This is a genomic window from Pseudomonas sp. ANT_J12 (genome assembly GCF_008370045.1).
GTDB lineage: Bacteria > Pseudomonadota > Gammaproteobacteria > Pseudomonadales > Pseudomonadaceae > Aquipseudomonas.
The window spans coordinates 72,018-92,483 of record NZ_VOBN01000021.1 but is presented as its reverse complement, the minus strand read 5'-3'; the positions used below and the strand labels follow the sequence as shown (position 1 = coordinate 92,483).

Genomic DNA, 20,466 nt, shown 5'->3' with positions numbered 1-20,466 from the left:
GATGGCGTCTCCTCAGAAAATGTAATCGGTGGTCAGGAAGCTCGAATCCCGCCCGCGAATGATCTCGCTGATGAGCGCTTTATTGCTGTCCTGGAACTTGGTCGCCACCAGCGTGCGGATCGAAAACACCCGCAGCGCATCATGGACCGACAAAGTGCCTTCGGCGGAGTTCTTGCGACCGTTGAACGGGAAGGTGTCCGGGCCGCGCTGGCACTGGGCGTTGATGTTAATGCGCCCGACCTGATTGGCAAAGGTGTCGACCAGTCGGCCGACCGCCACCGGGTTCGTACCGAAGATGCTCAACTGTTGGCCGAAATCCGATTCCAGGACGTAGTCGATCACCGTGTCCAGATGCCGGTAGGGCACGATCGGCACCACGGGGCCGAACTGTTCTTCCTGATAGACGCGCATCTGCGGGTTCACCGGGAACAGCACCGCCGGGTAGAAGAACGACGCCCGGGCCTGGCCGCCGTTGGGGTTGACCACGGCAGCGCCTTTGCTCACCGCATCCGCCACCAGCGAATGCAGGTAATCGACCTTGCTCGCTTCCGGCAGCGGGGTCAGGGCCACGCCGCTGTCCCACGGCATGCCGGGTTTGAGGGTGGCGAGTCTGGCGTTGAATTTCTCGATGAACGACTCGACCACGTCTTCGTGGACGAAGAGGATTTTCAGCGCGGTGCAGCGCTGGCCATTGAACGACAGGGAACCGGTGAGCGCTTCGCTGACGGCGTTGTCCAGATCGACTTCGGGAAGGACGATGCCGGGGTTCTTCGCATCCAGGCCCAATGCCGCGCGCAAGCGGTGTGGTTTCGGGTGCAGTTTCTTCAGGTCACTGGCCGCTTTGTTAGTGCCGATAAACGCAAAGATATCGATCTTGCCGCTGGCCATCAGCGCGCTGACGGTTTCCCGGCCGCTGCCGTAGATCACGTTGATCACGCCGGTCGGGAAGCTGTCGCGGAACGCTTCCAGCAACGGCCGGATCAACAGCACGCCGAGCTTGGCCGGTTTGAACACCACGGTGTTGCCCATGATCAGCGCCGGGATCAGCGTGGTAAAGGTTTCGTTCAGCGGATAGTTGTAAGGCCCCATGCACAAGGCGACGCCCAGCGGTACGCGGCGGATTTGGCCGAGGGTGTCCTGCTCCAGTTCGAAACGGCTGGAGCGGCGGTCGAGTTCCTTGAGGGCGTTGATGGTGTCGACGATGTAATCGCAGGTGCGGTCGAACTCTTTTTCCGAGTCCTTGAGGTTCTTGCCGATTTCCCACATCAGCAACTTCACCACCGCCTCACGTTGTTGGCGCATGCGTCCGAGGAAGGCTTCGACGTGCTGGATCCGCTCGGCCACGCGCATGGTCGGCCACAGGCCCTGGCCACGGTCGTAGGCGCGGACGGCGGCGTCGAGGGCGGTCAGGGCGGTTTCGGCGTCCAGCAACGGCGTGCTGCCGAGGATCACTTGCTCGTCGCCATTTTCGCCGGTCAGGTACACCGGGCTGCGGACTTGGGCGAGGGGGCCGTTCCAGGTGCGCAGTTCGCCGTCGACCAGGTATTCGCGCTGCTCGGTCTGGCCGTCGAGGCGGTATTTTTCCGGGATGTCGCTGCTGTCGGGAAACAGATTGCCAAGGATGTGTGCTGTGGTCATGTCGCTACCCCGTCTGGATTCTGTGATGCGCTGATGAATCGTTTTAGCAGACCTGACCCTTGCTTGTCATGACTCATCTCAGCGTTTGTGTCGCTCGGTCATTTGAAGGGCGGAACGGGTCATGGCCTCAGATGCCCCCCTAGTTGGCCCCCAATGCCCTCAACCCTGGCGCGCTGGTGCCTTAGTGTTGACCTCGCCTTGATCACAATAAAAAGGTGTCTCCCGCTGCGGGGCGCCACAAGAGAGGACCGCCATGCGGGCACGTCGATTCACTGAAAAGCCTAGCCGTTGTTTGGCGTTGGTGGGCTGCGTCTTCGCCGCGCTGCTGAGCGGTTGCGGTGATGAGCCAAAGCCACCGGTCACCCGCAGCGAAGTGGCCAACGCCATGCCCACAGACACCGCACTGGCCCAGGTCTACGCCAACAGTTGCAAGCTCTGCCACGCCAACCCCGCCGCCGGCGCACCGCTGACCGGCAATCAAAAAGCCTGGGAACCGCGGGTGCAGCAAGGCGCTGACACGCTGCTCGATCACGCGATCAACGGCTACAACGGCATGCCGCCGATGGGCCTGTGCATGCAGTGTTCGGAGGACGAGTTCCTCGCACTGATTGCCTTCATGTCCGGTCAGTCCATCCCACAATAAGAACGGCAGGTGCACCCATGACGATGGACCTGACACGACGTCAGTTACTGCAACGGGCGAGCGTTATCGGCGCCTTTACCGTGCTCGGCGCAAGCCCGGCGCTGGCCGAGTTGTTGCGCGCGCCGCGACTGATTCCCTGGCGCAACTGGTCCGGCGGCCAGAGTTGCCTGCCAGCGGCGCGACTGGCGCCGAAGAACCTCGATGAACTGACCCAAGTCATCCATCAGGCCCCCGGCAAAATCCGCCCGGTCGGCTCGGCTCACTCCTTCAGCGCCCTGGTGCCCACCGACGGCACGCTGGTGTCCCTGAGCTACTTCACCGGCCTGCTCGATCACGACCCCCAGACCTTGCAGGCCGAGTTCGCCGCCGGCACGCCGATGTCACGCATGGGCACACCGCTCAAGGACATCGGCCAGGCCCTGCCCAACATGGCCGACATCGACTATCAGACCCTCGCCGGCGCCATCTCCACCTCGACCCATGGCACCGGCAAAACCTTTCAGTCCTATTCGGCCCACGTCTGCGGCTTGCAACTGGTGACTGCCAGCGGCGACGTATTGGACTGCGACAGCACCCGCCATCCCGAGGTGTTCAGCGCCGCCCGGGTCTCCCTCGGCGCGTTGGGCGTGGCCACCAAAATCCGTCTGCAAAATCGCCCGGCGTATCGGCTACGGGAGCGCCAGTGGATCGCCAAGACCGAAGAGCTGCTGGAAGACCTCGACAAGAACACCCGGGAAAACCAGCACTGGGAAATGCTCGTGGTGACTCATTCCGACTACGCCTTGTCGATTGCCCTGAACGAAACCACCGACCCGGCCACGCCACCGATCCCGGCGGATGAGGAGGGCGGCAACGAGTTCGTGACCCTGATCGAAAAAATCGACAAGTACGCCAGCGACTTCCCCGACCTGCGCCGCACGCTGCTCAACAACCTGCGCCACCTCGCCAGTTTCGACGACCGGGTGGGCGACTCGTTCGACATCTACGCCAACGTGCGCACCGTGCGGTTCAACGAGATGGAGTATTCAGTGCCGGCGGAACACGGCCCGGCCTGCTTGCGCGAGATCCTCAAGCTGATTCAGGACAAAGACCTGCGCACCTGGTTTCCCATCGAGTATCGCTATGTGAAAGCCGATGACATTCCCCTGAGCATGTTCGAGGGCCGCGACAGTTGTTCGATCTCGGTCCACCAGCATTACCAGATGGATCATCACAATTTCTTCGCCGCCGTGGAGCCGATCTTCTGGAAATACAACGGCCGGCCGCACTGGGGCAAGTTGCACACGTTGAACGCCAAAAACCTGCAGCCGCTGTACCCGCACTGGCGGGCATTCATTGATGTTCGCCAGGCGCTGGACCCCAGCGGCAAGTTTCTCAACGCGCATTTGTCGTCGATTCTGGGGGTGAACTGATGGCCATCAATCGCCGCAGTTTCCTGCTCGGCACCTTGGGCGTGGGCGCCTTGCTGGTGGGTGTAGGCGCCTGGCTACGGCCGGGGGATCGAGGAGGGCCGTACAGCGATTATTTCCGCGCCTTGAACCGTGAACTGAACGCTCACGGCCCGATGCGTCCGGTGATGCTGATCGATCTGGATCGCCTCGATCACAACATCGACGTGGTAATGAAGTCGGTCCAGCGCGCCGGCAAACACCTGCGTCTGGTGGAGAAATCCCTGCCGGCACCTGGGCTGCTGAGTTACATCGCTCGGCGCGCCGGGACGAAGCGCTTGATGTCGTTTCACCAGCCGTTTCTCAACCATGACGCCGTGCTGTTTCCCGACGCCGACCTCCTGCTGGGCAAACCGCTGCCGGTGCGCTCGGCGCAGCTGTTTTACGAAACCCACAAGGGGCCGTTCAACCCGGCGAAGCAATTGCAGTGGCTGCTCGATACCCCGCAAAGGCTTCAGCAATACCTGGCGCTGGCGCAAGGATTGGGCGCGCGGTTGCGGGTCAATATCGAACTGGACGTTGGCCTGCACCGTGGCGGCGTCAGCGATTTGGACGTGCTCGGGCAGATGCTGGCGCTGATCAGCGCGCACCCGCAGCACCTGGAATTCGCCGGGTTCATGGGCTACGACCCGTTCGTGGGCATGGGTGTGCCGGGGATTCTCGGTTCACCCGAGGCACTGTTTGAAAAAGTGATGGTGATCTACAACCGCTGCGTCGATTTCACCCGCCAGCAGTACCCCGGTCTGTGGCGCGAAGGGCTGACGCTTAACACCGCCGGTAGCCCGAGTTATCGCATGCACGAACAGGAACGCGTGAGCACTGAAGTGTCCGTGGGGACGGCGATGCTCAAGCCGACGCACTACGATTTGCCGTCGCTGGTGGACCATGTGCCGGCGGCGTACATCGCCACGCCGGTGTTGAAAAGGACCGGGGCGGTGAACATTCCGGCGCTGGATGACAAGTCGAAACTGTTCTCGTGGTGGGACGCCAATCAGCGCGAGACGTTCTTTATTTACGGCGGCAACTGGATGGCCGAGTTCGAATCACCCCTGGGGTTACAGAGCAACGGCGTGTACGGCCGCAGCTCCAACCAGGAAATGGTCAATGGCTCCAGCGCCGTGGGGCTGGCGGTGGAAGATCAGGTGTTCTTGCGCCCGACGCAGACGGAATCGGTGTTGTTGCAGTTTGGGGATTTGCTGGCGGTGCGCGGTGGCAAAATCGTCGACACCTGGCCGGTCTACACCTGAGCGCGCAGATCCCTGTAGGAGCGAGCGATGCGGCGACCCGACTTGCCCGCGAAGGCGGTGTGTCAGTCACCTCTTTATTGCCTGATCCACCGCCTTCGCGGGCAAGCCTCGCTCCTACAGGGGGGGCTCGCCATTCAGGTGGATCGCGGGTTAGAGTCAGGGGCCATTCAAGGAAGAATCACCATGCCTAGCACCGACGCCATCATCACGATCCAGCGCTTCAGCGAATCCCACATCGACGGCATCACCGCGCTCTACAACGACCCGGCGATCACCCGCCAGGTGCTGCAAATGCCGTTTCAATCCACCGAGGTCTGGCGCAAACGCCTGATGCCGGAAAACGAGCGAGTGGTGCAACTGGTAGCGCTGCATCAGGGTGTGATCATTGGCAATATCGGCCTGGAGCAGTTTTCCCGGATCCGCCGCAACCACGCCGGCAGTATCGGCATGGGCGTCGCGGTGGAGTGGCAGGGCAAGGGCGTCGGCTCGAAGCTGCTGGCGACGGCATTGGACATCGCCGACAACTGGATGAACCTTCGCCGGGTCGAGCTCTCGGTGTACGCCGACAACGAAGCCGCCATCGGGCTCTACCGCAAATTCGGCTTTGAAGACGAAGGCCTGTTCCGCGACTACGCCGTGCGTGACGGCGTGCTGGTGGATGCCTTGAGCATGGCGCGCCTGCGTTCCACGCCCAAGGCTGGTTGAGTCAATCACCCAAGGCAAACGCCACTGCCGCCCGGGCATGCAGTTCGGTGGTGTCGAGCAGGGGCAGGGCGCTGTGCTCGGGTTTGATCAGCAGGCCGATTTCCGTGCACCCGAGGATGATCGCCTGGGCGCCCCGGGCGGTGAGCGATTTGATGACTTGCTGATAGACCTTGCGCGAAGCATCACTGATTACCCCGACGCACAACTCGTCGTAGATGATCCGGTGCACGGCTTGGCGTTCCTCGGCTTCCGGCACCAGCACCGTCAGGCCCATAGCGCTCAGGCAATCCTTGAGGAAATCCTGTTCCATGGTGAACGCGGTCCCCAGCAAGCCCACCTTGAGCGCGCCGGCCTCGACTGCCGTCTGGCCGGTCGGGTCGGCGATGTGCAGGAACGGAATGCTGATCGCGGCCTGAATCTGCCCGGCCACCTTGTGCATGGTGTTGGTACACAGCACCACGCACTCGGCACCGCCCGCTTCCAGCCTGCGCGCGGCATCCACCAGGATCGCCGCCGCATCGTCCCAGCGCCCGGCATGCTGGGCCTGTTCGACAGGCCCGAAGTCGACGCTGTACATTAACAACTGCGCCGAACGCAACGGTCCGAGGCGGTCGCGGACCTGCTGGTTGATCAGGCGATAGTATTCGGCGCTGGACTCCCAGCTCATGCCGCCGATAAGGCCGATGGTGCGCATGCTGTGCTCCTGTTTAATGGCAACCCTTTGTCAGAGAGTCTCCCGTGGATCCGCGCTTCGATCTATCAGGAAATTTCACATGCTGAGCCAACGCCTGCTGGACGATCAACTCTGCCTGCAACTGCTGCCGCGCGCGGCGTACAGCGCGCGGGATCCGGCGCAATGGCACACGCTTGGCGTAACCCTGGAGCGTCAGCAAGGCGTGCATGCCATCGATTCCGACCGTCGAGTGGACTTCGACACCTTGCCCGGCGTCCTGGCGCACACGCCGGTGGGTGTTGAGGTGTTTTCCGAATCGGCCAGTGGTGGCGAATACCTGTTGCTGCGGGTGGACGAACGGTTTGCCCGTCAGCACCTGCCGTCAGTCAATCACCGGATACAGTTCGCCGGCCAAAGCGAGGCCTTGGGACTGGCCCGGACGCTGCGCCGCCTGCTGCTCGATCCGCAACCCGACGCACTGGCGCTAGAGCAGGCGGCACTGCAACTGGTGGGGCAAGCGGGGGTAAAAACAGATTCCCGGACTACCCCCAAGGCCCTGACCCGAGTCATGGATCAGATCGCCGAACAGTTCCATCAACCCCTGAGGCTGGAGCAGTTGGCCGTCACTTACGGGCACAACGAATTGCGGTTTCTGCGCGATTTCACCCGCGCCATCGGCCTCACGCCCCACGCGTATCTGGTGGAAGTGCGCCTGCAAGCGGCGCGACGGATGATCGAGCAAACGGATCTGCCCCTGGCCAGCATCGCCCTGGACGCTGGCTTCGCCCATCAGTCGCACATGGGCAGCGCCTTCCGCAAACACCTGGCGATGACCCCCAGCCAATACCGCTCGCGCTTTTAGTCGTACGCCGGCCGCTGGCTTCTGCCATGCTCAAAGTCCGCAGCACCGCTTCACTCAAAGGAACACCGCAATGGACGACGTACGGCAACTGGGCGAGATGCTTCGCCACTACGCAGAAAGCGAAGCGCACAAGAAGCAATTGTTTGAAGCGCAATCGGCCGTGTGGGCGACGCGTATTGGGGAGCTGTTCGATCATATCCAGCAATGGCTGGAACCGGTCCAGGCCCCGAACCTGCTGGAAGTCAGCCGCGAGCTGTACGTCGCGTCCGGGCCGAGCGTGCCGGTCGAGACTTCGACCTTCAAGACCGAGAAGCTGACGATTGTGATTGCCGGCAAACCGGTGGAATTCGTACCGGACGTGATGGGCGCCGGTGGCCTGATCTCCCTGGCTGTGATGGGCCTGACCGCCGCGCGTTACGGCAGCATCTCGCTGGTCTGCCTGCCGCCGTCGACCAGCTGGCAATGGCGCAAGACCAATGGCCTGAAAGACCCGGATACCTTCGCGTTTGATGCGGATTTCCTGGCGGTGCAATTGCAGAGCCTGATTCCCCGCGAGCGCGGCTGATCGAACACCGGGCGCTGTGTGGCCTCAATGACTCTCGACGTTTAGCGTGTAGGTCCGTTGCGCCGCCTGGCCGGTGCACTGGGTGCCGTAAGTGTTGAGGTAAATCGAGACTTCATAGCGTCCGGGCTTTGTCGGTGTGCCGACGATAACGGCATGGTTCTGGCCCTCTTCATAAACCAGTTTCAACCCTTCAGGCAGTGGTAGCGCCGGATCGACATAAAACCCGGCCACGGCGACGTTCGGTCTTTCTACCTCGACACTGACGCGATATGGCTTGCCGGTTGTAGCACTCGCTAGATTGTCGGGTTGGATCGTCAGCGGTGCGCGCCCGGCGCAGCTCGCCAGGGGACTCAGCTCACAGCCGCCGAGCAGCAGCGAGAGCGCGATTATTGAAAAAAGTGCACGTTTCATGGTGGCTCTTCTATTGGCGATCAAGAATCCTGCTGATTGCTTGAACCCAACCGCGAACGTTCCTGGCAGTGTGTTTTCAACGGGCAGATTCTAGATCAATCCGCCGTTGAGGGACGAGCATCTTCCCGCTGCCTTGTGACTTGATCGTTCCCACGCGCAGCAAAGGAATGCAGCCCGGGACGCTCTGCGTCCCATTGGAACGCGGAGCGTCCCTTGAGGCATTCCCACGCAGAGCGTGGGAACGATCGGTATCAGACTTCGAGGTTGCCCCACCCCGGCTTCGCCTCTTCCGGCGCCACTGCCTTCACAGTTTTGCCCGTCGCCAACTCCACCCGCCGTGCCACCTCCGGGTCATCAGCAAACGGCATCAAACTCGCATCCTCCAGGCTCTCGGCCGTCTGATGCTTCAGGCAATACTCGATCGCCAGCCAGAACCCCACGATCCCGAACAGATTCAACGCTATCTCGATCATCTCGAACCTCAGGCAATCTGCGCTTCACGTTCAGCCATCGCCACGTCGGATACCCGCACGGTGCGCCAGGTGTTGTAGGCCATCAGCAGCATGCCGCTGAGAAAGAACACGCCGCCGGCAAACCGCACCACGAACCCCGGATGGCTGGCCTGCAAGGCTTCGACGAAGGAGTAGGTCAGCGTGCCGTCGTCGTTGATCGCGCGCCACATCAGGCCCTGGGTGATGCCGTTGACCCACATTGAGGCGATGTAGAGCACGGTGCCGATGGTCGCCAGCCAGAAGTGCAGGTTGATCAGCGGCGTGCTGAACATCTGCTCGCGGCCGAAGACTTTCGGCACCATGTGGTAGATCGCGCCGAAGGTGATCATCGCGACCCAGCCGAGCGCGCCGGCGTGGACGTGGCCGATGGTCCAGTCGGTGTAGTGGGAAAGGGCGTTCACCGTTTTGATCGCCATCATCGGCCCTTCGAACGTGGACATGCCGTAGAACGCCAGGGACAGGACGAGGAAGCGCAGGATTGGGTCGGTGCGCAACTTATGCCACGCGCCGGAGAGCGTCATCATGCCGTTGATCATCCCGCCCCAGCTCGGCGCCAGCAGGATCAGCGACATCGCCATGCCCAGCGACTGCGCCCAGTCCGGCAGCGCGGTGTAGTGCAGGTGGTGCGGGCCGGCCCAGATGTACAGGGTGATCAGCGCCCAGAAATGCACGATCGACAAACGATAGGAATACACCGGCCGACCCACTTGTTTCGGCACGAAGTAATACATCATCCCCAGGAACCCGGTGGTCAGGAAGAAGCCCACCGCGTTGTGCCCGTACCACCACTGCACCATGGCGTCGGTGGCCCCGGAATACACCGGGTAGGACTTGAACCAGTCCACCGGAATCGACAGGTGATTGACCACGTGCAGCATGGCGATCACCACGATGAACGCGCCGAAGAACCAGTTGCCGACGTAGATGTGCTTGGTCTTGCGCTGCACCACGGTGGTGAAGAACACGATGGCGTAGGCGACCCAGACCACGGTCATCCACACTGCGCCGGAGAACTCGATCTCGGCGTATTCCTTGGTGGTGGTGTAGCCCAGCGGCAGGGTGATCAGCATGATCACGATCACCGATTGCCAGCCCCAGAAGGTGAACGCGGCGAGCTTGTCCGAGTACAGCCGCACCTGGCAGGTGCGTTGCACCGCGTAGTAGCTGGCGGCGAATTGGGCGCTGCCGGCAAACCCGAAAATCACCAGGCTGGTGTGCAGCGGGCGCAAGCGGCCGAAGGTGGTCCACGGCAGGTCGAGGTTCATCTCGGGCCAGACCAGTTGCGAGGCGATAAACACGCCCATGGCCATGCCCACCACACCCCAGACAATGGTCGCGATGACGAATTGGCGGACGACCTTGTAGTTATAGGCCTGTCCGATTGTTGCTGTGCTCATGGTCAGTTCATCCATGCAAAGTCTTGCCAGGCCACCCGGTCTGGCATGGGATGCACTGTAGAAACCTTGCCGGAAACAAAACAGACTCAGGAAAACTTGATTTATACGGATCAGATTAAGGCAGTCCTGCGGCGATCTGACGCGCTCTGATACGGTTTTTTAGGTTTCAGGTGGGTCTGTAACGTGCTGCGCCGTAGGTCCATAGTCGCTTCATCGAAAACGGGCCGCAGAGCCCGATCAACCCTGATGAGGTGGCCACATGTATCAGTACGACGACTATGACCGGGCGCTGGTGTTCGAGCGGGTTGCGCAGTTTCGCGATCAGGTCGAGCGCTTCATGGCCGATGAACTGAGCGAAGAAGAGTTCCTGCCGCTGCGTCTGCAGAACGGCCTCTACATGCAAAAGCACGCCTATATGCTGCGGGTCGCCATACCCTACGGCACCCTCGGCGCCGGGCAGATGCGCACCCTGGCGAGCATCGCCCGGGACTATGATCGCGGCTACGGCCACTTCACCACCCGGCAGAACATGCAGTTCAACTGGATCGAACTGGCCCAGGTGCCGGACATCCTCGAACGCCTGGCCCAGGTGGAAATGCACGCGATCCAGACCTCCGGCAACTGCGTGCGCAATATCACCACCGAAGCCTTCGCCGGGGTCGCGGCGGACGAGTTGATCGACCCGCGACCGCTGGCGGAAATCCTGCGGCAATGGTCGACCATCAACCCGGAATTCCTGTTCCTGCCACGCAAATTCAAGATCGCCATCTGCTCGGCGAAACAGGACCGCGCGGCGATCATGATGCACGACATCGGCCTCTATCTTTACCCTGGCAGCGACGGGCAAATGCTGCTGCGGGTGATCGTCGGCGGCGGCCTGGGGCGCACGCCGATCCTCGGCTTGCAGATTCGCGAAGGCTTGCCATGGCAGCATTTGCTGTCCTACGTCGAGGCGGTGCTGCGGGTCTACAACCGCCACGGTCGGCGGGATAACAAGTACAAGGCGCGGATCAAGATCCTGGTCAAAGCGCTGGGCATCGACGCCTTCGCCAAGGAAGTCGAGGAGGAGTGGCAGCACCTCAAGGACGGCCCGGCGCAATTGACCGACGTCGAGTACGAGCGCGTGGCCAGTGCCTTCGTCCCGCCGGTGTATCAAGCGCTGGCCGGCACTGACCTGGACTTCGGCACGCGCCTGGCGCAGAACCCGGCCTTCGCCCGTTGGGTCGCACGCAACGTGCAGCCGCACAAAGTGCCGGGGTACGCCAGCGTCGTGCTCTCGACCAAACCCGGCATCGCCTCACCGCCGGGGGATGTCACCGCCGAGCAGATGGACGCGGTGGCGGACTGGTCCGAGCAGTTCGGTTTCGGCGAAATCCGCATCGCCCACGAACAGAACATCGTGTTGCCGGACGTGACCAAGGCCGACCTCTATGCCCTGTGGTGCCTGGCCTGCGATCAAGGGCTGGGCTGCGCCAATATCGGCTTGCTGACCGACATCATCGCCTGCCCCGGCGGGGACTTTTGCGCCTTGGCCAACGCCAAGTCGATCCCCATCGCCCAGGCGATTCAGGGCCGTTTCGAAGACCTCGATTATCTTCACGATTTGGGCGACATCAGCCTCAACATCTCCGGCTGCATGAACGCCTGCGGCCACCACCATATCGGCAACATCGGCATTCTTGGCGTCGATAAAAACGGCAGCGAGTGGTACCAAATCACCCTCGGCGGCGCCCAAGGGAAAAACAGCGCGCTGGGTAAAGTCATCGGCCCGTCCTTCAGCGCCGCCGAAGTGCCCAGCGTGATTGAAGGCATCATCAGCACCTTCGTCCGTTACCGCGAGAGCGAGGAATTGTTCGTCGATACGGTGCAACGCATTGGTCTGGAGCCGTTCAAGGAGCGGATCTACCCGAAAGTGCTGGAGGCGTCGGTATGAACAATCTGTTGCGGCTGGAGGAGGGCGTGGCGCGGATTGATCTGGATGACCCCTGGACGCTGGTGCGGGAGGTAGACGCTGAAATGCCCTCGGGACGGTTGATTCTGCCGTTGGCCCGTTGGCTGGATGAACCGACCCGGAATGGGGTTTGGCTGGGGCCGGACGATGAGGTGGAAAGCCTGAAATCCTGTTTCAACCTGCTGCCGTTGATCGCCCTGGATTTTCCGAGTTTTCGCGATGGTCGCGGGTACAGCCAGGCATATCTGTTGCGCACACGGCTAGGTTGGGCCGGTGAATTGCGGGCGGTTGGGGATGTGTTGCGCGATCAACTGAGCCATATGCGGCAATGCGGGTTTGACAGTTTTGCGGTGCGGGAGGACAAGTCGGCTGAAGATGCGTTGAAGGGACTGGCCGGGATGAGCGTGTTGTATGGGCGGTCGGTGATTGAGCCGCGGCCATTATTCCGACGTCGGTAAACACAGCAAGATCAAAAGATCGCAGCCTTCAGTAGCTCCTACAGGGGAATGAGTACACCTGTAGGAGTTGCCGAAGGCTGCGATCTTTTTGCTTTGGCGGTTGATGGCATTTTGGTAGAGTCCGCGCACTCGGCCGATTTTTGGGCGGCATGGACGAAATCAAGAAGGGAGTCTGGCGTTGTGAGTTTCGGCAAGAAGATTTTAGGGCTGACGGCATTTCTGTTGATGCTGACCCTGTGGGCTGGCTACTTTTACGTGTTCCAGGAAAACCGTGGCGGGCAGTTGGGCGGGGCCTATGACAGCACCGCCTGGTGCGGCACGCCACCGTCGGCCGATGCCTTGTCCCTGGGCAAGGATCAACTGACCCTGCGCATCACCAACAACCTGCGCGGCGAGTTCATGCTCGGCGGTTCGGTGATCGTTTCCGAACGCACCTTCAATCGCTACGACCTGGGCCGCAACGAATTGCGCCTGCGCCTGGAACCGCTGCAATGGTCCTTCGGCGCCACGCCGATCTTCCTCGAACAAGTGCGGATCAAACCCCTGAGCCGCAACCTCGCGTCCGACAATAAAAGCGCCTTCGCCGAACTGGAATCGCGTCCGATCGGCGTGCAGGGCCGGGCCACCGAATTTCCATTCGACACCTACCGCTACGGCTACAAACCGGTGCTGTATTACCTCAAAGGCAATGAGCGCATTGACCTGCGTTTGCGCCACATCACCACGCTGATGGAGATGTCGAACACCTTTACGCCGATCCAGAAATACAACCGCGTGGAGTACATCAACGAGAAGAACTCGATGGTGCGCGATGAGGATTACAAGGCTTACAGCGCCAATGAATGCGCGTTCAGTGTTGAGCGCAAGGGCTCGTTCAAGGTGATCGTTTTGCTGTTGCTGCTGGTGATTTGCCTGCCGCTGATGCACGTGTTTTATCGCGACGAGCCAGGCATCGATTTCCTGGCGACGCTGGTGGGGATTGGTGCGGTTCGGATGATGCTGGTGGGGCCGTTGCAGGATTTCCAGCTGTACAACATCGACTTCCTGTTTGGCGCGGCGATCCTGCTGGTGGGGACGGTGTCGTTGATCAAGGCGATGCGGGCCAATAGCCGGCGGGCGTTGGCGGCGCAGAGTGGGTCGTCGTGGTGATGATGGGTCCAGAGATTTGGGTTGGTTGAGCTGACGTCTTCGCGGGCAAGCCTCGCTCCTACAAGGTTGCGCAATCCCCCTGTAGGAGCGAGGCTTGCCCGCGAAGGGGCCCTCGGATCAAACCGCGATCATTTCAACGCCGGGTCCCCCATGTTCATTTTCTTCCACCCCTGCAACAACACCTGGGCCTTGGGCTCCTTGCCGTTCTCCAGGTAATACTGGATCAACGACAACCGCGCATTGCGGTTCGCCGGTTGCACCTTCAACAACCGTTCCAGTTCCTCGCACGCCTCATCCACCTTGCCACTGTCATGCAACGCGACCGCCAGCACATAACCGTACTGCGCGCTCTGCGGTTCCAGCGTCGCGGCTTTGCGCAGCAGCGGCATGGCTTGCGCCGTGTTGCCTGCGCGAATCAGTGACAACCCCTGGGTGTGCAGCAGCAACGCGGCGTCCGGGTGTTCCTTGACGCTCTGTTCCAGCAGCGCTTGCGCCTCTTGCGCACGACCACTAGCCTCCAGCCATTGCACCAGCGTCACCAGCGCCGGGTAGAAATCCGGGTCGCGTTTGAGCGCCGTACGCAGCAGCGGCTCGACGTCCGCCGTGCGCCCACTGGCCTGATACAGCATGGCCAGGTTGAGGTTGGCCTCGGCCCGTTCCGCCAGGCTTTTCTGTACGTCTTCGTACTCGGCGATGGCCGCGTTCCAGTTGGCCTGGGCACTGCCCAAACCGTTACGTGCCACGCTCAGCAGATCCCGAGCGGCGACGATCCGTACCGCCTTCACCGGATCACCGAGCAACGGCGCCAGCAGCGGCGCGCGCTCCGCCGGCGGCAGGAACGCACTGATCGCCCGCACCGCGCTTTCACGCACTTGCGGTGCCGTATTGCTCAAGTCCTGGGTCGCCAGTTTCAGCGCCTGATCGCTCGGGTACAGCGGCAGTTCGGCCAGCAGGGTCGCCCGTTGAATTGCCGGCAGGTTGCTGCGCTGCAACTGCTCGTACAAGGCCTGCGCCGCGCCCGGTTGACCATTGCGGATCAGCCACAGGCTTTCGTCATAGCGCGGTGCCTGAACAGCCGACGCCGACGCCGTGTTCCACAGCTTGAATTGCTCGGTCACCTTGTCCCCGGCCTTGCCCTGATGGCAGGTCAGGCACGCATCCGGCGTCCCCAGTCTCGAAGCGCGCTCGGGGTTGGGAATGCTGAAGCTGTGGTCATGCCGAAAGTCATTGCCCATGTAGAACTTGCCCGGCATGTGGCAATCCACGCATTGCGAGCCCGGCTGACCCGGTGTGTGGCGGGTGTGTTCGATGGAATCGTAGTTCTTCGCCTGCAAACCCTTGCCATCGACACCGTCCACTGCGGTCTTGCCGGCGGTGTTGTGGCATTGCAGGCACACGCCATTGCCGGTTGCCTTGAGTTCGGCGCTGTGGGGGTTGTGGCAGTTGCTGCAACGCACGCCCTTGTCGAACATTTTGCTCTGGGCGAAGGAGCCGTGTTCGAACACTTCGTCCTTGATCTTGCCGTCCAGCGCGTACAGTTCGCGGGTCAAGTTGCTTGGCAGATAGTCGTCCATCAAGCGCTTGCCGACGGTGTAGCCATCGCCCAACGGCGCGCGGCGCGAGTGGCAGCGGGCGCAGGTTTCGAGTTCGACGGTGGCGTTCTTGTCCTTGAGGTCGACGGCAAACCCGGCATGGAGCAGATCGGTTTTTTTCGCCGTCCATTCCAGGTGATTCGACGCCGGACCGTGGCACGCCTGGCAGCCGACACCGAGGCTGTTCCAGTGGCTTTCAAAGGTGTTTTTCGCCGCGTCGAAATTGCGTTTGTAGCCCGTGGTATGGCACTCGACGCACATGAAGTTGGCGTTCTGGCTCGGCTTGCTCCAGTGCAGCGGGTTCTTGAAGTCGACCCCCTGGCCTGGATAGAGATGAAACCACCGGTGCTGCTCGGTATCCCAGGCCACGCCCAGGGCTTGCAACCGGCCTTCGCCGACCTCGATCAGGTATTGCTGAAGCGGTGCGATGCCGAAGGTGTAGGCGACCTTGAAGTCGGCATTCTTGCCATCAATCCCCGGCGTGTTGACCCAGAAATCGTCACCCTTGCGCGAAAACACGCTGGTCTCTTTTTCGGCCTTGAAGGTGACGTTGTTGAAGTCCCCGAGCATCGTGTCGGCGGTGGCCGGCTGCATCGCCAATTGGTGATGGGAGCCTTGCCAGTCCTTGACCTGCTCGGTGTGGCAGCCCTGGCATGGCTGCTCATCGACCATCGTCGCCGGTGCCGCAGCCACCACCGGTTTGACCGGCGGGACGACAGGCGCGCTGACCGCGACAGGCTTGGGCGGGGCGGGGGTGCTGCTGTGGAACAGAAACCCGCCAATCGCCGCGACGGCCAGCAGCAATACGCCGATGGTGACGGGAAACAGGTAGCGGTTGATCAGGGGAGGGCGCGAATCAGGGTTCGGGTTTTCAGCTTTATTTTTATGCTTCGCCATTGCGACTTCCGTAGTCCGAGTGCGTTGGCCGTTCAGGGCGCGCTTTGAAGCTGGGTGCAGCTTTGCCGGATGGCCAGCGTCTGTCAAATGGGCTTTGTGCGCTGAGCCACAGCCCTGGATGAACCTTTGATGAGGATGACGGCAGATTATTGAGATTTGGCTATAACTACCTAGGTCTCTTTATCGACCTCTTACAGGAGTAACAGCATGAAGCTTGCGTTAATGATGAGCACACTGTGCATCGCCTCGATCGGGGTGGTTGGCTGCTCCAGTAAAGTGGTCGAGCCGGGCCAGTATTCGGGGTTTCTCAAGGACTACAGCCAGCTCAAGGAAGCCAAGTCACCGTCGGGTGCCGAGGTGATGCGCTGGATGGACCCCAAACTCAAAATCGATAAATTCACCAGCGTCTACATCGAGCCGACCCAGCTCTATCCCCAGCCGCAACCCACCGTGAAAATCCCCCAGGCCACCCTCAACGGCATCACCGGTTACTACGACCAGGCGCTCAAGCGCGAACTGGGTAAATCCCTGCCATTGGCCGCCGGCCCAGGGCCCGGCGTGATCGTGGTGCGCGCGGCAATTACCGCAGTCAGCAGCAAGACCGAAGGCCTCAAGCCCTACGAAGTGATCCCGATTGCGTTAGTGGCAGCGGCGGTCAGCACGGCCAGCGGGATTCGCGATCAGGAAACCACCCTGGCGACAGAGGCGGTATTCCTCGATGGCGGCAACAACACGGTGGTGGCCCAGGTGGTGCGCAAAGGCACCGGCAAACCGCTGGAGAACGACACTCAAGTGATGAAGGCCGATGACGTGAAAAGCGTGATCGATGGCTGGGCTTCGGATCTGCATCAGTCGTATTTGAAGCTCAAGTCCAAGTAGTCCTCATTGATCGTTCCCACGCTCTGCGTGGGAACGATCATGTAGGAGCGAGGCTTGCCCGCGAAGACGGCGGAGCAGACCACCCGCAACCTTCGCAACACGTCCCTCAATAGTCGACGCGGGCCATCCGGTTGTAATAACTGAGCAGCGCGTCATAGCCGCGGTTCGACCAGCGCCTTGCCTTTCGCCGGGTCCGGGTCGAGTACGCGGAAACCCACCAGCACGTTCATGGTTTCCGACTTGGCCAAGTAATACTTGCCGGCGTCGGCCGGTGGCTCGGCGCCCGGTGGCAGCACCAAGTACTTGCCGCCCTTGCCTTTGTCCGGGCCGGTCTGGCCCATGTCGATGATTGCCCGTTGCCAGAAATCACCGATGCCGCCCGCCGTCGGGCCGGGTGGCAGTTCAATCACCAGTGGCCCGGTTTCATTCAGGTCGACGAAGCCGAGGATGTACGGCGTGGTGGCGTTGGCGGTGATCACGCCGAGCTTGTCTTCGTAACTGTTGAGCACCATCAGGTCGCCGCTGTGGGCGCCGAGCTTGTCGCGAAACTCTTCCTGCCATTGGGCGTAGGACACCAGCGGCAAGGCCCACAGGTAACTCTGGGTCGCCTGCTGGAAATCCAGCTCGGCGTAAAGCTTGGCGATGGATTCATGGGCCGGAAGTTCGCCTTCCATGGCCACGTCGCCGATACGGGTGTCGAGGCCCTGGGCGTGCGCCTGGGCGCCCACGCCGCAACTGACGAACATCGCCATGACGCTGAAACCCGCCGCACGCAGTGCAATATGCATATCAAAATCCTTATTTGCCGAAGGTGACGTTGATCCCGGCGAACAGCGTGAATTGCGGCAAGCCATCGCCTTTACGCTCGACTGTCCACTGGGGTTCAACGAAGGCGTTGAAAATGTTGGTCCCGGACTTCCAGACCTTGCCGCCACCGAAACCGATGGGGATGTAATGGGTGTCGTTCTTCAGGTCGAAGGTCCAAGTGCCGGTGGAGCGCAGGTACCAGCCCTTGGGCAGGTTATGGATGATGAACGGCTGCAGGGTCGCGGTTTCGACGTGGGCGCGATCATGGTCGCCGGCGAACGAACTTTGATATTGCACCAGCGCACCCAGCAGGCCCCGGGGTGACGAGTCGATGGCAATCGCGGCGAGGCCGGCCTGCCACTTGCCGGTGCCCAATTCATCCTGCTCGGCGGTCGGCGCCGTGATTTGCGGGCCGATGCCCAGCTGCACGCCGTCGGTCTTGAGCAGGAAGATATCGAACAGGTTCAGGTCACCGATGCCGGTGCTGTAGCCGTTGTGCGGGTCGGGGCGGGTGCTGATCGGCAAGGTCGCGCGCAGCAATTGCGGGACGCCGATGAAATCGTTGGGGGCCACCGGCAAGGTGCCGCGCAGCAAGGTGTCGTTGGTGTGGACGTTGGTGTCGTAGAGTTTGGGCGTGTAGTAGTCCTGCAGATTGGCGCCCGGCGCCAGATTCAGCGGGTTGTTGCTTTTATTGGCTTCCTCGGCGTTATCGGCGTGCGCACAAAAGGCATACGCCAGGAGTGCCCCCGATAAAAAGGCGTGGGTTCCCTGGATTTTCGACATGATTCCCCGGTTCCTTGGTGGCTCAGTGGACGAACTCGGCCATATTCTTGGCCTTTACTGCGTAGTCTTTTTCCTAATCAAGCCTGCAGGACACGTCTTTTGAAGCTAGCAGCTAACCGCGGGTTATCCAGTCCAAGGGGTTAATTCTTTGGTTTTGTGAGCGTATTTGCGTTTTTTCTGTGTGCTAAAAAGTTAATGCGAAACAGTAGGTTGCCGGCGGGGGTTGATGCGGGATGTGAGGATTTACAGGGGGAGGCGGGCACACTGGCTGTGCCCGCCAGGACATCGATTCAGCTCTTTTTCGCCTGCGCACGGATTCGTTCTTCCTGCTCACGCAACTGCGGCGTGAACTCGGGGCCGAAATCCTCGGCCGAGTACACCGGGCGAATCTCGATCTCGGCGTCCGTCCCTGGCATCGGGTTCGGGCAGCGTTTGACCCATTCGATGGCTTCTTCTTTCGATTTCACTTCCCAGAGCCAATAACCGGCGATCAGCTCCTTGGTTTCGGCGAACGGGCCGTCGATCACCGTGCGTTTGTCCCCGGAGAAACGCACGCGGGCGCCTTTGCTGCTGGGTTGCAAGCCATCGCACGAAAGGAGGATGCCAGCCTTGGCCAGTTCCTCGTTGTAGTTGCCCATCGCGGTCAGCAGTTCCTCGGTGGGCATCACGCCGGCCTCGGAATCCGGGCTGGCTTTGACAATGATCATGAATTGCATGGTGTTATCTCCGCTGGATGTGAGTGCTTCACTGGCTAGTCGAATGGCCATTTGCTGAATCGACAGTGCGGCTGAAAAAAAGCCGTCTTTTTAGCGTAGGAGATGCTGGCTGCCTTTCGTCATGAACACCGGGTGGCGGCGGGAGAGGGCGGTACGCTATATACCGACCTGGCGGCCATTGGCGGCGCGGCATCGCAATAGGCTGCGGTTGCTGGCCTGAACACAGACCTGTAGGAGCGGGGCTTGCCCGCGAAGAACGATGATGCGGTTCGCCTGATACACCGCAGTGTGGCCTTCGCGGGCAAGCCTCGCTCCTACAGGGTTTTTGTGTCGCTTGTATGTGGTGTATCCAATTTGTGCGCTGGCACATCACAATTTGTATCCGGGCATAGGTCGTCGGGCCATTTCGTGGTTAACTTCGGCCTCTTCAGATTTCCAACAACACCTCCAGAAGGACTCCGTTCATGGCTCAAGTCACTCTTAAAGGCAACCCGGTTCAAGTCAACGGCCAACTGCCACAAGCCGGTTCCAAGGCGCCAGCCTTTTCCCTGGTTGCCGGCAATCTGTCGGACGTGACCCTGGCGAGCTTCGCCGGCAAGCGTAAAGTGCTGAACATCTTCCCAAGCGTCGACACCCCGACCTGCGCCACTTCGGTTCGCAAGTTCAACGCCCAGGCCAACGACGTCGCCAACACTGTCGTGCTGTGCATCTCCGCTGACCTGCCGTTCGCCCAGGCCCGCTTCTGCGGCGCCGAAGGCCTGGAAAACGTACAGAACCTGTCGACCCTGCGTGGCGCCGAGTTCATCGAAAACTACGGCGTGGCCATTGCTGACGGCCCGCTCAAAGGCCTGACCGCTCGCGCTGTCGTGGTGCTGGATGAAAACGACAACGTGCTGCACAGCGAGCTGGTTAAAGAAATCGCTGAAGAGCCTAACTACGAAGCGGCCCTCGCCGTTCTCAAGTAAGGTTTTACAATTGTTAACGGCCTGGCTCTGTCCAGGCCGTTTTCATTTGTGCTTCAGTGTCTTAGCAAAACCTCCTGTTACGTAAGCCGAAGGTAAATTGCCGGTAAAGCCGCTTTGCTTAACGCTCGCCAGTGCTTATCGTTCAGCCTCCTGTAAAAGAAGCCCCCG

General features: G+C 61.1%; 19 protein-coding genes and 2 pseudogenes. 12 read left to right on the top strand and 9 right to left on the bottom strand.

Annotation, left to right across the window (positions count from 1 at the left end):
- Positions 1 to 12: 12 nt before the first annotated feature.
- Positions 13 to 1,638, bottom strand: a complete 1,626-nt coding sequence (locus tag FQ192_RS28430) for an NADP-dependent glyceraldehyde-3-phosphate dehydrogenase (RefSeq protein ID WP_149661501.1) — start codon at positions 1,636 to 1,638, stop codon at positions 13 to 15.
- Between the two features lie 253 nt (positions 1,639 to 1,891).
- Between FQ192_RS28430 and FQ192_RS28425 the strand changes: the two genes are divergently transcribed.
- From FQ192_RS28425 to FQ192_RS28410, 4 genes are all read left to right on the top strand, one after another.
- The gene (locus tag FQ192_RS28425; protein ID WP_149661500.1) at positions 1,892 to 2,281 is read left to right on the top strand and encodes a cytochrome c5 family protein; all 390 of its coding nucleotides are present in this window, start codon (positions 1,892 to 1,894) and stop codon (positions 2,279 to 2,281) included.
- 17 nt (positions 2,282 to 2,298) lie between these two features.
- Entirely contained in the window at positions 2,299 to 3,693 is a 1,395-nt protein-coding gene (locus tag FQ192_RS28420; RefSeq protein WP_149661499.1) for a D-arabinono-1,4-lactone oxidase, read from the top strand.
- A complete protein-coding gene (locus FQ192_RS28415) occupies positions 3,693 to 4,976 on the top strand; it encodes a DSD1 family PLP-dependent enzyme (RefSeq protein ID WP_149661498.1) in 1,284 nt (427 codons plus the stop codon). The genes FQ192_RS28420 and FQ192_RS28415 overlap by 1 nt, the downstream gene beginning before the upstream one ends.
- Before the next feature lie 183 nt (positions 4,977 to 5,159).
- Positions 5,160 to 5,681: a GNAT family N-acetyltransferase gene (locus FQ192_RS28410; protein WP_149661497.1), complete on the top strand. Its 522-nt coding sequence runs from the start codon at positions 5,160 to 5,162 to the stop codon at positions 5,679 to 5,681.
- 1 nt (position 5,682) lies between these two features.
- Here FQ192_RS28410 and FQ192_RS28405 read toward each other — a convergent pair whose 3' ends face one another.
- The gene (locus FQ192_RS28405) at positions 5,683 to 6,375 is read right to left on the bottom strand and encodes an aspartate/glutamate racemase family protein (RefSeq protein ID WP_149661496.1); all 693 of its coding nucleotides are present in this window, start codon (positions 6,373 to 6,375) and stop codon (positions 5,683 to 5,685) included.
- 79 nt (positions 6,376 to 6,454) lie between these two features.
- Here FQ192_RS28405 and FQ192_RS28400 point away from each other — a divergent pair, with 79 nt between their 5' ends.
- The gene (locus FQ192_RS28400; protein ID WP_149661495.1) at positions 6,455 to 7,216 is read left to right on the top strand and encodes an AraC family transcriptional regulator; all 762 of its coding nucleotides are present in this window, start codon (positions 6,455 to 6,457) and stop codon (positions 7,214 to 7,216) included.
- Between the two features lie 70 nt (positions 7,217 to 7,286).
- Complete coding sequence (locus FQ192_RS28395) at positions 7,287 to 7,781, top strand: hypothetical protein (RefSeq protein ID WP_149661494.1); 495 nt, start codon at positions 7,287 to 7,289, stop codon at positions 7,779 to 7,781.
- 24 nt (positions 7,782 to 7,805) lie between these two features.
- Here FQ192_RS28395 and FQ192_RS28390 read toward each other — a convergent pair whose 3' ends face one another.
- From FQ192_RS28390 to ccoN, 3 genes are all read right to left on the bottom strand, one after another.
- Entirely contained in the window at positions 7,806 to 8,192 is a 387-nt protein-coding gene (locus tag FQ192_RS28390) for a putative Ig domain-containing protein (RefSeq protein WP_149661493.1), read from the bottom strand.
- Positions 8,193 to 8,443: 251 nt separating this feature from the next.
- Entirely contained in the window at positions 8,444 to 8,665 is a 222-nt protein-coding gene (locus tag FQ192_RS28385) for a cbb3-type cytochrome c oxidase subunit 3 (protein WP_149661492.1), read from the bottom strand.
- Positions 8,666 to 8,673: 8 nt separating this feature from the next.
- Complete coding sequence (gene ccoN / locus FQ192_RS28380; protein WP_149661491.1) at positions 8,674 to 10,101, bottom strand: cytochrome-c oxidase, cbb3-type subunit I; 1,428 nt, start codon at positions 10,099 to 10,101, stop codon at positions 8,674 to 8,676.
- Positions 10,102 to 10,360: 259 nt separating this feature from the next.
- Here ccoN and FQ192_RS28375 point away from each other — a divergent pair, with 259 nt between their 5' ends.
- From FQ192_RS28375 to FQ192_RS28365, 3 genes are all read left to right on the top strand, one after another.
- Positions 10,361 to 12,034, top strand: coding sequence for a nitrite/sulfite reductase (locus tag FQ192_RS28375; RefSeq protein ID WP_149661490.1), 1,674 nt, complete (start codon positions 10,361 to 10,363; stop codon positions 12,032 to 12,034).
- Positions 12,031 to 12,510: a DUF934 domain-containing protein gene (locus FQ192_RS28370; RefSeq protein ID WP_149661489.1), complete on the top strand. Its 480-nt coding sequence runs from the start codon at positions 12,031 to 12,033 to the stop codon at positions 12,508 to 12,510. The genes FQ192_RS28375 and FQ192_RS28370 overlap by 4 nt, the downstream gene beginning before the upstream one ends.
- Before the next feature lie 180 nt (positions 12,511 to 12,690).
- A complete protein-coding gene (locus FQ192_RS28365; RefSeq protein ID WP_149661488.1) occupies positions 12,691 to 13,659 on the top strand; it encodes a hypothetical protein in 969 nt (322 codons plus the stop codon).
- 128 nt (positions 13,660 to 13,787) lie between these two features.
- Here the strand turns inward: FQ192_RS28365 and FQ192_RS28360 are convergent, their stop codons facing one another.
- A complete protein-coding gene (locus tag FQ192_RS28360) occupies positions 13,788 to 16,148 on the bottom strand; it encodes a tetratricopeptide repeat protein (RefSeq protein ID WP_149661487.1) in 2,361 nt (786 codons plus the stop codon).
- Between the two features lie 207 nt (positions 16,149 to 16,355).
- Here FQ192_RS28360 and FQ192_RS28355 point away from each other — a divergent pair, with 207 nt between their 5' ends.
- Positions 16,356 to 17,027 carry a DUF3313 domain-containing protein gene (locus tag FQ192_RS28355; protein ID WP_149661486.1) on the top strand — a complete coding sequence of 224 codons (672 nt, stop codon included), beginning with the start codon at positions 16,356 to 16,358 and terminating at the stop codon, positions 17,025 to 17,027.
- A 164-nt stretch (positions 17,028 to 17,191) separates the two neighbouring features.
- Here the strand turns inward: FQ192_RS28355 and FQ192_RS28350 are convergent.
- The 3 genes and pseudogenes from FQ192_RS28350 to FQ192_RS28340 form a co-directional block, all read right to left on the bottom strand.
- A pseudogene (locus FQ192_RS28350) lies at positions 17,192 to 17,815 on the bottom strand (DUF1254 domain-containing protein); the annotation flags it as partial.
- A 10-nt stretch (positions 17,816 to 17,825) separates the two neighbouring features.
- Positions 17,826 to 18,617: a hypothetical protein gene (locus tag FQ192_RS28345; protein ID WP_149661485.1), complete on the bottom strand. Its 792-nt coding sequence runs from the start codon at positions 18,615 to 18,617 to the stop codon at positions 17,826 to 17,828.
- Positions 18,618 to 18,907: 290 nt separating this feature from the next.
- The gene (locus tag FQ192_RS28340; protein ID WP_149661484.1) at positions 18,908 to 19,333 is read right to left on the bottom strand and encodes a YciI family protein; all 426 of its coding nucleotides are present in this window, start codon (positions 19,331 to 19,333) and stop codon (positions 18,908 to 18,910) included.
- Between the two features lie 105 nt (positions 19,334 to 19,438).
- Between FQ192_RS28340 and FQ192_RS34670 the strand changes: the two are divergent.
- A pseudogene (locus FQ192_RS34670) lies at positions 19,439 to 19,522 on the top strand (polyketide cyclase); the annotation flags it as partial.
- A 275-nt stretch (positions 19,523 to 19,797) separates the two neighbouring features.
- Entirely contained in the window at positions 19,798 to 20,298 is a 501-nt protein-coding gene (gene tpx / locus FQ192_RS28330; protein ID WP_008030203.1) for a thiol peroxidase, read from the top strand.
- Positions 20,299 to 20,466: the final 168 nt, after the last annotated feature.